Origin of the sequence: Micromonospora endophytica (assembly GCF_003236305.1) — a bacterium.
In the GTDB taxonomy this organism is placed as follows: domain Bacteria; phylum Actinomycetota; class Actinomycetes; order Mycobacteriales; family Micromonosporaceae; genus Micromonospora; species Micromonospora endophytica.
Genome location: NZ_POTX01000222.1, coordinates 1 through 9,826, shown reverse-complemented (window position 1 = coordinate 9,826; position 9,826 = coordinate 1). Strand labels below are relative to the sequence as shown.

Genomic DNA, 9,826 nt, shown 5'->3' with positions numbered 1-9,826 from the left:
CCTCCGGGCGTGGGTTCGGCGGCTGTCGGGGCCGCGCGGGTGGGTGACGCGGTACGTGCCGCGCGTACGTCGGTCAGTTCGGCCGCTTCGCGCGGGCCGCGCCGGGCTCGGCTGAACCTGAAGCGGATCGACCCCTGGTCGGTGATGAAGTTCGCGTTCGCGGTCTCGGTGGTGTTGTTCATCGTGATCGTTGTCGCGACGTCGGTGCTGTACCTGGCGCTGGACGCCATGGGGGTGTTCGCCAGCGTGAACGACAGCCTGGGTGACCTGGTCAACGCCGGTGGCGGGCAGGGCACCAGCGGCTTCCAGATCACCGCGAAGGGCGTGATCTTCAGCTCGGCGTTGATCGGTCTGGTCAATGTCGTCCTGTTCACCGCGCTCGCCACGCTCGGGGCGTTCGTGTACAACGTCTGTGCTGATCTGGTGGGTGGCATCGAGCTGACGCTCGCTGAGCGCGACTGATCGTCGAGACACCGGGACGCCGGGTCGACCGCTGCGCGGTCGCCCGGCGTCTCTGTCGGGTCCGGGGTCGATATCGGTGTGCCGGAGGTCGTTCGCTCCGGTAGGTTCGGTGCGACGGCAAGGGTGATCGTCGGCCTCGACCCCGATTTGGGGGCCGGTGGGCGGATGGGTTAACCTTGCTCGTCGCCAAGCGGGGCTATAGCTCAGTCGGTTAGAGCGCAGAGCTGATAACTCTGAGGTCGCTGGTTCGATTCCAGCTAGCCCCACCGCACATGGTCCGACGGCCCGCCGAGCGCGAGGGGTAGCCCCGATGTTCAAGAAGCTGTTGATCCTGGCCGGCGTCGTCGGTGTGGCCGCCGTGGTGGCCAAGAAGATGAAGGAAGCGAACGACGAGCGGGCCCTCTGGCACGAGGCGACCACCTCGCCGGATCTTCGCTGATCACGGCGGCTTCGGCCGCCTGCGGGGCCCTAGCTCAACTGGCAGAGCACTGCCTTTGCAAGGCAGGGGTTAGGGGTTCGAGTCCCCTGGGCTCCACCAGCAATGACCCTACGTGGATCGTCGCAGGGCGACGTCCCGTGGTGAACGGTAGTGCGGGGTTGCCTTATTCGTAGTGGTAGCGGCACTGCGCGATCTGCACTGTGTCGTCAGTGATCCGGTACCCGAGACGGTGTTCCTGGTCGATGCGCCTCGACCAGAATCCCGCCCAGTTGCCGCGGAGCTGCTCCGGTTTGCCGATGCCTTGATGGCCGTTGCGTCGGATGTCCTCGATCAAGGCGTTCACTCGTTTGAGCATCTGACGATCTCGTTGCCAGGCCAGGTAGTCTTCCCAGCCTCGGCTGGCGAACTGGATCTTCACGCTGCCGACGCCTCGCCTGAACCGGCATCGGGATCGATCAGGTCGTGCATCTCCCCACCCCCGTTGCGCAGCTCGTCGACGGCCTCATTCAGGCGGCGCGCGTTGGCGGGGCTGGCCATCAGGTAGGCCGTCTCCTTCAACGACTCGTACTCGCGCAGCGAGATGATGACTGCGGCCTCCCGGCCGGAGCGGGTGACCACCACTTCCTCGGCGTCGTCCACGACATGGTCGAGCATCTTGGCCAGGTTCTGTCGGACTTCTGAGTAGGGAACGGTACGCATGCTGCCCCCCAATGTGACGTACAACAAACTGTACAAGCCGCGGCTGCGGGATCCGGCTGCTCGCTGCTGGCTGACGAGCGCCGGGCGGTAGCGTCTCGGGGTGTGAGCACCGGATCTCCCCTCGTCCTGCCCGCCGACGGTGACCTTGCCGAGGCTGCTGCTGTGCTGCGTACCGGCGGGTTGGTGGCTTTTCCCACCGAGACGGTCTACGGCCTGGGCGCGAACGCGTTGGATGCGCGGGCGGCGGCCCGGATCTTCGAGGCGAAGCAGCGGCCCAGTTTCGATCCGTTGATCACTCATCTTGCCGACGTGGCTGATCTGGAGCCGCTCGTGGGTGCGCTGCCGGCGGGCGTGGCGGCGTTGGCGGAGCGGTTCTGGCCGGGGCCGTTGACGCTGATCGTGGACCGGCCGGCGGTGATCCCGCCGATCGTGACCTCCGGGCTGGACACGATGGCGGTCCGGGTGCCGGATCACGAGCATGCGCGGAGGTTGATCGCGGCGGCGGGGGTGCCGGTGGCCGCGCCGAGCGCCAACCGCTTCGGCCAGCTCAGCCCGACCCGTGCTGAGCATGTGGTGCGTGGGCTGGGGGCCGCCGTGGAGGTGGTGCTCGACGGTGGGCCGACCCGGTGCGGAATCGAGTCCACGATCGTGGACGCGCGTGGGGAGCGCGCGGTGGTGCTGCGGCTCGGCGCGCTGCCGGTCGAGGAGGTGGAGAAGGTCACCGGCCCGGTGACGGTTCGGTTGGGCAACTCGGGCCAGCCGGTCGCGCCGGGCGCGTTGGCGTCGCACTACGCCCCGCGTACACCGCTGCGGTTGCTGGCGACCGGTGAGTCAGCGGCCGAGGGTCGGGACCGGTGGGGTTACCTGGCGTTTCGGGATCGGCCGCGACCGGGTTGGGCTGCGGTGGAGGTGCTATCGGCCTCGGGTGACGTGACTGAGGCGGCGGCGCGGCTCTTCGAGGCGCTGCATCGGTTGGACGCGGCCGGGGTGAGTGAGATCGTCGCCGAGCCGGTGCCGGAGACGGGCGTCGGTCGGGCGGTCAACGACCGGCTGCGTAGGGCCGCCGCCACCTGGCAGCCCGCTGGCTGAGGCTACTGCTTGCCATCGGGCTGGGGTAGCTGGGCGACCAGCCGGGTGAGGGCGCCGTTGGCCAGGGTGGCGCCGAGCGCGGAGCCGGTGGCGATGCCCCAGCCGACCGGGCCGAGTGGGGTGCAGCCGAAGAAGTGGCTGAGGCCGGGGGTCTGCACCACCGCGACGAGCACACCTATCGAGGCGGCGGTGGAGACGAGCACGGCCGGGCTGGTGCCGCCGGCCAGCACGGTCTGGCCGAGTTGCGTACCGACCAGGGAGACAAGGGCGACGGTGCCGGCGCGTCGGCGGGTGCCGGTGTAGCGGGCCAGGGTCCAGCCGGCGGTGGCGCCGAGCGTGGTGGCCGCGGCGCGTAGCCCGATCTCCCGGGTCATGGTCGCGCCGAGGGAGTTGTCCGGCCCTTCGCGGAGCAGGTCGTCGGCGTGGTCGCCGCCGGGTGGCCGGACGGCGATCGCCAGTGCCGGTGCCATGTCGGTGAGCAGGTTGACCAGGAGCAGTTGGCGACCGTTGAGCGCGGCCTGACCGGTGGCGGCGGCGGTGAGCACGCTGAAGGCGATCTCGCCGAGGTTGCCGCCGACGAGGATGCTCAGCGCGTGGCGTACCGATGACCACATGGCCCGGCCCTCGACGAGCGTGGCGATTATGGTTTCCAGCCGGTCGTCGGTGACCACCAGGTCGGCGGCGGCCCGGGCGGCGGGGGTGCCGCGTTGGCCGAGGGCGATGCCCACGTCGGCGAGCCGGATGGCGGGTGCGTCGTTGGCGCCGTCGCCGGTCATCGCGACGGTCCGCCCGTACTTCTGCAGCGCCTGGATGATGCGGACCTTGTGGGCCGGCGTGCAGCGGGCGACCACGTCGGTGGTGGCGAGCCGGGCGGCGAGGGCGTCGTCGTCGAGTTGGTCGAGTTCGGTGGCGGTGGTCACCTGCTGCGTGTCGCCGTCGTTGATGGCGGCGGCGATCGCCTCGGCTGTCGCCGGATGGTCACCAGTGATCATGATGGTGTGTACGCCGGCCTGGCGGATCCGGCGGACGGCCGGTGCGGCGCTGGTGCGTACCACGTCGGCGAGGGCGAGGAAGCCGGTGAAGACCAGATCGTGTACGTCGTCGTCGGTGATGTTGGGGTCGTCGATGACGGACTCGGCGACGGCGAGGATGCGGTGGCCGGCTTTGGCCCGTTCGGTGAGCAGCTGGTGCAGCTCGGCTCGGCCGGCGTCGTCAAGTGGCTGGTCACGACCGCTGCTGCGGCGGCTGGTGCAGCGGGGCAGCACCTTTTCCGGGGCGCCCTTGACGCTGAGCAGTGTTCGTCCCTGTGTTTCGCCGACGGTGGCGTGGTAGCCGCGGGATGGTTCGAACGGCAGGCCGCCGCGGGCGGACCAGTGTGCGGCACCGGTCTGCTCGCAGACGTGTGCGGCGATGGCGCCTCGGCGGACCGCCCGGTCGGTCTGCATGGACAGTTCCTCGGGGTCGGCTGCGGCGGGGGTGGCTCGCAGCGCCGTCGCGAGGATGTGCCGCAGCCGTTCGTCGAGCCGGTCCGTCGGAGCGTGCCCGTCGGTGTCGCCCACGGCCGCGAGCACCAGGTGCCCTTCGGTGAGGGTGCCGGTCTTGTCGAAGCAGAGCACGTCGACCCGGCCCAGCGCCTCGATGGTGCGTGGGTTGCGGACCAACGCGCGGTGTTCGGCCAGCCGTCGGGCGGCGGCCAGTTGGGCGGCGCTGACCAGGAACGGCAGCCCTTCGGGCACCGAGGCGACGGCCAGGTTCGCCGCGGTCGCGGCCGTCTGGGCCAGGGGTACGCCGCGCAGCAGCCCGGCGCCGACCACCGCCACGGCGGATCCGGCGGCCAGCGGGACGGCGGCGCGGGTCAACCGGCCCAGCCGGGCCTCGACCCCACCGCCGGGTGGTGCCTGCTGGGCCAGGGCCAGGCTGCGTCCGGCCTCGGTGTCGGCGCCGGTGGCCACCACCACGCCGATGCCGTGGCCGGCGGCGATCGTGGTTCCTTCGTAGAGCATCGAGCGGCGTTCGGCCACGGCGGCGGCCACCACCGGCTGGTCGGTCTTGGCGACCGGAAGCGATTCACCGGTCAGGGAGGACTCGTCGGCTTCCAGCGCGACCGCCTCCAGCACCCGGCAGTCGGCCGGCACGGCGTCGCCGGAGTCGAGCACGATCACGTCACCGGGCACCAGGTCGTCGGCGGGTACCACCCGTTCGGTGCCGGCTCGGCGGACCCGGGCGGTGACCGCCGACCGGGACAGCAACTCGGACAGGGCCTTTTCGGTGTTGCGTTGGTGGACCGCGCCGACCAGCGCGGATCCGCCGATCACCCCGCCGACGAGGGCAGCGTCGACGAGCGAACCGAAGCTGGCGGAGAGCACCGCCCCGGCGGCGAGCACCGGGGTGAGCGGGTTGGCCAGCTCGTCGACGAAGGCCCGCAGCAGGCCGCCCGGGCCGGGTGTCTCGCCGGGGCCGGCGGCCTGCCGGCGTTCGGCCTCGGCGTCGGTGAGGCCGTCGGGTCCCGTGTCGAGCTGGTCGAGGACCGTCGGCACCGGCATCAGGTGCCAGGCGGTGATCGCGGGGGTGGGTGAGTCGGTGCGGGCGGAGATGCGACCGGCCCGCCACACGCCGTGGGCAAAGGCCAGGGCCGCCGCGCCGTTGACCGAGGCGAGGGTGCGGCGTGGCAGGTGGATGGGATCGGTGGTGAGTGCGGCGAGTGCGCCGAGACCGGTGCCGGCCAGACCGATACGCATGTTCTGTTCTGTCATCCGGCGGGCCACCCCGGCGGCCTCGATGATCAGCGCGACGCTCCGCAGGTCGGTGCCGACCAGCAGGTGCGCTCCCCACGGTGGGGGTGCCTCCGGTTCGGCAAAGCCCAAGCCGCAGTCTGCCGCGGCGAGTGCCGTCCGGTCTGCGGAGACCAGCATGACCACCGCGCCCTCGCGTTGCAGGGAGCGTACCGATTCGGCGAGTCGGTCGCCGCCGGGCATCATTGTGTCGGCGCCGTACCGTGCCGCGTCGTCGCCGGCCACGACGAGCCGCAACCCGCCCTGCCGGGCGATCGTCGGCAGGGCGTCGACGCCCGGTGCCGGTTCCGGCTCCACCCGCAGCACCGCCGCCAGGGTGTTGCCCTGGGCGAGACCAAGCAGGTCACTGCCGCGCTCGCGCAGCCGCCGGCTGTCGTCGGTGTCACCGGGGTCGCGGGCGCCGAGGCCGTCCAGCGGGCCGAGCCGCCAGCCGTCCAGCCGACGTACGTCGGCCGGGGCTGTCGGTTCGAAGAGGGCGAAGGCCCGCGCGGCGACCTGCGAGGTGTCAGCGCCGGGCAGCGGAGCCAGATCGGCCAGTACACAGCGGTCGGAGCCGAGTACCCGGGCGTCGAGTACGAGCGTGTCGATCCGGTCCAGTTCCCGCAGCACGCTGCGGTCCATCGCGATGACGCCACGGTTGGCGAGGATGCGGCCGAGTTGGGCGGCGTATCCCTCGCGTCCGCTGCCCGGTGCCTTGGGCAGCGCGGCGAGGCCCAGGGCGGCGGCCCGTTTCGGGCCGATCACCGGTGTCGCTGCGGCGAAGGTCGCCGCTCCGCTGCCGAGCATCCGGCTGCGGTACCGCTCGACCGGGCCGTTCGGTTTGGGGCAGGGGCGCTCGTCGACAGGTGCGCGGGCCACGGCACGGTCCGGTTCGCCGGTGAGCGTCGGTTCGGCCTTGGCCCAGGCGCGTTGCTGGGCGAGTCCTTCGCCCCACTGCACGACGCGCTGTGCCCCGTCCAGCATGATGCCGGCCCATCCGCCGGTGAGGCCCTGGATCACCGCCTCGGCGAGCGGGAAGAGCACCTCGGCGCGTGGGTCGCGGCGTACGCCCAGCCCGGCGAGGGCGTGCAGTTTCGGGTGCAGGTCGACTGCGGCGAGCAGACCTGCCACTTCGGCCGGGACGGGGGTGACGGGCAGGATCCGGGTGGCGGCGGAGATGGTGAGGCCGAGCGCGTCGGAGGCGAGCGCGCCGAGCGTACGCGCGGTGCGCGGTCCTTCCTCGGGCGGATGCGGCGGGGGGATCTCCGGGTCCGGTTCGTGCGGGCAGGTGCGTTCGGTGCGGGCGACGGTGGCGATCAGGTCGCGCAGCTTCGGTTCCGGCGTGCCGACCGCCACGACGACCCGTCCGGACGGCGCGTTGACCCGGGCCCAGTGGACCCCGGGCAGGCGTTCCAGCGCCGCCTCGACCTGGCGGGCCAGCGTGTCCCCGCCGTCCTGACAGACGCCGTGCACCTCGATGTGGTGCCGGCCCGGCCGGGACCACACCCGCCGGCTGGTGAGCCCGAGCGTACGGGCCAGTCGGCCGGCGGCGGCGCTGACGCCATGGGAGGCGTCGTGCACCAGCGGTATGGCCACCGGCGGCCGGAGGCGACGGGTGAGGTCGCCCAGGGCGGTCATCGACTGGTACGACGGGTCGGATGGTAAACCGGCCGCCCGCTGCTCCTGCCGTGCCGCATCTCGCCTCCTACCGTTCGTGCCCGGCGGCCTGCCTTCCCACCGGCCCGTCCCTTATGCCCGTCGGGACGATGAAGTTTCCTGCTCGACGCAGGCATGACAGACCAGAGCCGTGGAATCCGGGGTGGGTGTGATCGTGAGGGGGGAGGCCGACATGAGCGCGCTGACACGACAGCTCAGCGGGGCGCACCAGACGGTGCGGTTGTTCAGCCGGCGGATGGAGGTGCCGTGGCTCGGTGAGGTGGCCGTGCCGCCGCCGGACAAGCTGGCCTACTACGCGGGCATCGGGGTGCTCACCGCGTTGCAGGTGATCGAGTGGCCGTTGGCGTTGGTGATCACCGCTGGGCATCTGCTGGCCGATCAGCATCTGTCGGGTCTGGCGAGAGGGGTCGGCGAAGCCCTGGAGACCGCCTGACGGGTAACCGCGGTCACCCTTGACCTGAAGGCGGGTTGAGGTCAGAGGCTTGGACCATGACCGCCTCCATTCAGACGCCGCCGCTCGCGGCGGGATCGCTGTTTGTTCCTCGGCTGCGGGCGATGACGGTGGGCAGCGTGGCGTTGGTCTCGTTGCTGGCGTTCGAGGCCCTGGCGGTGGGCACCGCCATGCCGACCGTCGCGCGCGCTCTGGACGGGCTGTCCCTCTACGGGATCGCCTTCGGTGGCCCGTTCGCCGCCGGTGTGGTGGCGATGGTGCTCTCCGGTGCCTGGTGTGACTCGCGGGGGCCGCGCGCCCCGATGTGGTGCGGGTTGGCCGGGTTCGTCGCCGGGTTGTTGCTGGCCGGCGGGGCGACCGCGATGGGCACGCTGGTGGTCGGCCGGATCGTGCAGGGCTTCGGCTCCGGCCTGCTGTCGGTGGCGCTCTACGTCATCGTGGCGCAGGCGTACCCGGAACACCTGCACCGCCGGATCTTTGCCGCGTTCGCTGCCGCGTGGGTCGTACCGTCGCTGGTCGGGCCGGTGGTTGCCGGGCTGGTCGTGGAGCACTTTGGCTGGCGGTGGGTCTTCCTCGCGGTGCCGGTGGTGGCGGTGCCGGCGGTGTTGCTGATCCACCCGGGACTGCGGTCGATCGGCCCGGTACGGAGTGCGGGTGCGGCGGTACGTCGTCGGGCCCACACGCTGAGGCGGATCGGCTGGGCCTGCGGGGCGGGGGTGAGCGCCGCGCTGCTGCACATCGGGGGTCAGCAGCGTGGTGCCACCGCCGCCGCCCTGGTCGGACTGGCCCTGGTCGGATTGCTGATCTGTGCGCCGCGACTGCTGCCCGCCGGTTTCCTGCGCGCCGGGCGGGGCCTGCCCACCGTGGTGGGCCTGCGGGGGCTGGCCGCCGGGGCCTTCGTCGCCGCCGAGGTGGTGATCCCGTTGATGCTGTCGAGGGAGCGCGGCTTCTCGCCCACGGCGGCTGGCCTGGTGCTGACCACCGGTGCGCTCGCCTGGTCGTTGGGCTCCTGGGTGCAGGGCCGGATCCGCGCACCCCGGTCCCGAGCCACCCTGCCGAGAGCGGGACTCACCTGCATCACGGTCGGCACCGTGGTGGTGGGGTGCACCGTCGCGCCGGCAGTGCCGGTCTGGGTGGGCGTGCTCGGCTGGGCGGTGGCCGGTCTCGGCATGGGTCTGCTCTACCCGTCGCTGTCGGTGCTCACCCTGGAGTTGTCCCGCCCCGGTGAGCAGGGTCGCAACAGCTCGTCGTTGCAACTGTGCGACTCCCTGGCGGCGGCGACAGTGCTGGCGCTGACCGGCGCGCTGCTCGCCGCCGGGGCGGCCCCCGGACCGTACAGCTACGCCGGCACCCTCGCGGTGGCCGCCGGGCTGGCGCTGGTCGGCGCGCTGCTCGCCGGCCGGGTGCTGCCGGCGGCGCCCTGATCTGGCGAAACCTCCACGCGGTGCGGGTTTGATCCGGCCAAATCATCGGCGCGCCGGGAGGGTAGCCGGGAGGATGAGCGGGCGATGAACTTCCTGACCCTGCTGCCGTTGGCCGTGGTGATGGTCGCCGGTACCCAACTGGTGGCGGCGGTCTTCTTCGCGTCATCGGATCGGCCCCGTGCCGCCTCGCTGGGCTTCCTGGCCGGCGCGGCGATAGTGGTGTGTGGTGGTACGACCCTGGCCTGGCTGATCATCCGGTTTCTCAAGATCAGCATCGCTGGTGGGGGTGGCCATCGCGGCGTCGAGCGGGGGATCGACTGGTTCGTCCTGGCCCTGCTGGTGGTGCTGGCGGTGGTGGTCTTCCTGCGCCGGCACTCGGGGCCACCGGGTTGGATGGGTCGGCTCCAGCACGCCGGGCCCGGCTACGCGCTGCGGCTCGGCCTGCTGCTCTTCCTCGTCATGCCCTCCGACGACCTGACCATGCTGACCGTCGGGGCCAGCGCCGCCCGTCACGACCTGCCGTGGTGGCATCTGCTGCCGTTCATGCTGCTGACCCTGGTGCTGCTCGCCCTTCCGCTGCTCGCGCTGTTGCTGCTCGGGCACCGGGCCGAAACGGTGCTGCCCCGGATCAGGAACTGGGCGAACACCCATTCCTGGCTGGTCAGCGAGGCGGTGATCGTGTTCTTCATGGTGATCACCGCGGCTGATCTGGTGCGGTGAGCCGAGTCACATCTGTCACGTCGTGACCTGTGCGCGTCGTCGTCCCGGTAGCCGACGAGGGAGGTCGAGATGCGCGTACTGGTCACCGGGGCGG

General features: G+C 71.8%; 9 protein-coding genes and 2 tRNA genes. 8 read left to right on the top strand and 3 right to left on the bottom strand.

Annotation, left to right across the window (positions count from 1 at the left end):
- From C1I93_RS24410 to C1I93_RS24400, 4 genes are all read left to right on the top strand, one after another.
- Positions 1 to 462 (top strand): DUF3566 domain-containing protein (locus C1I93_RS24410; protein ID WP_146603570.1); only part of this gene is annotated, 462 nt, incomplete at its 5' end.
- 192 nt (positions 463 to 654) lie between these two features.
- A tRNA-Ile gene (locus C1I93_RS24405) sits at positions 655 to 728 on the top strand.
- Between the two features lie 44 nt (positions 729 to 772).
- Positions 773 to 901 carry a DLW-39 family protein gene (locus C1I93_RS32060; RefSeq protein WP_212808688.1) on the top strand — a complete coding sequence of 43 codons (129 nt, stop codon included), beginning with the start codon at positions 773 to 775 and terminating at the stop codon, positions 899 to 901.
- A gap of 23 nt (positions 902 to 924) precedes the next feature.
- Positions 925 to 1,000: transfer RNA gene (locus C1I93_RS24400), tRNA-Ala, on the top strand.
- Positions 1,001 to 1,064: 64 nt separating this feature from the next.
- Here the strand turns inward: C1I93_RS24400 and C1I93_RS24395 are convergent.
- Positions 1,065 to 1,319 carry a Txe/YoeB family addiction module toxin gene (locus C1I93_RS24395; protein WP_111245626.1) on the bottom strand — a complete coding sequence of 85 codons (255 nt, stop codon included), beginning with the start codon at positions 1,317 to 1,319 and terminating at the stop codon, positions 1,065 to 1,067.
- Positions 1,316 to 1,600, bottom strand: a complete 285-nt coding sequence (locus C1I93_RS24390) for a type II toxin-antitoxin system Phd/YefM family antitoxin (protein WP_111245625.1) — start codon at positions 1,598 to 1,600, stop codon at positions 1,316 to 1,318. The genes C1I93_RS24395 and C1I93_RS24390 overlap by 4 nt, the downstream gene beginning before the upstream one ends.
- A gap of 126 nt (positions 1,601 to 1,726) precedes the next feature.
- Here C1I93_RS24390 and C1I93_RS24385 point away from each other — a divergent pair, with 126 nt between their 5' ends.
- Positions 1,727 to 2,689, top strand: coding sequence for an L-threonylcarbamoyladenylate synthase (locus tag C1I93_RS24385; RefSeq protein ID WP_111245628.1), 963 nt, complete (start codon positions 1,727 to 1,729; stop codon positions 2,687 to 2,689).
- A gap of 2 nt (positions 2,690 to 2,691) precedes the next feature.
- Here C1I93_RS24385 and C1I93_RS24380 read toward each other — a convergent pair whose 3' ends face one another.
- Positions 2,692 to 7,098 (bottom strand): cation-translocating P-type ATPase, encoded by a 4,407-nt coding sequence (locus tag C1I93_RS24380; RefSeq protein WP_111245624.1) that lies wholly within the window; start codon positions 7,096 to 7,098, stop codon positions 2,692 to 2,694.
- 211 nt (positions 7,099 to 7,309) lie between these two features.
- Here C1I93_RS24380 and C1I93_RS24375 point away from each other — a divergent pair, with 211 nt between their 5' ends.
- From C1I93_RS24375 to C1I93_RS24365, 3 genes are all read left to right on the top strand, one after another.
- Positions 7,310 to 7,570: a hypothetical protein gene (locus C1I93_RS24375; RefSeq protein ID WP_111245627.1), complete on the top strand. Its 261-nt coding sequence runs from the start codon at positions 7,310 to 7,312 to the stop codon at positions 7,568 to 7,570.
- A 56-nt stretch (positions 7,571 to 7,626) separates the two neighbouring features.
- Complete coding sequence (locus C1I93_RS24370; RefSeq protein ID WP_111245623.1) at positions 7,627 to 9,012, top strand: MFS transporter; 1,386 nt, start codon at positions 7,627 to 7,629, stop codon at positions 9,010 to 9,012.
- Between the two features lie 84 nt (positions 9,013 to 9,096).
- Positions 9,097 to 9,732 (top strand): GAP family protein, encoded by a 636-nt coding sequence (locus C1I93_RS24365; RefSeq protein WP_111245622.1) that lies wholly within the window; start codon positions 9,097 to 9,099, stop codon positions 9,730 to 9,732.
- The last annotated feature ends 94 nt before the right edge of the window (positions 9,733 to 9,826 follow it).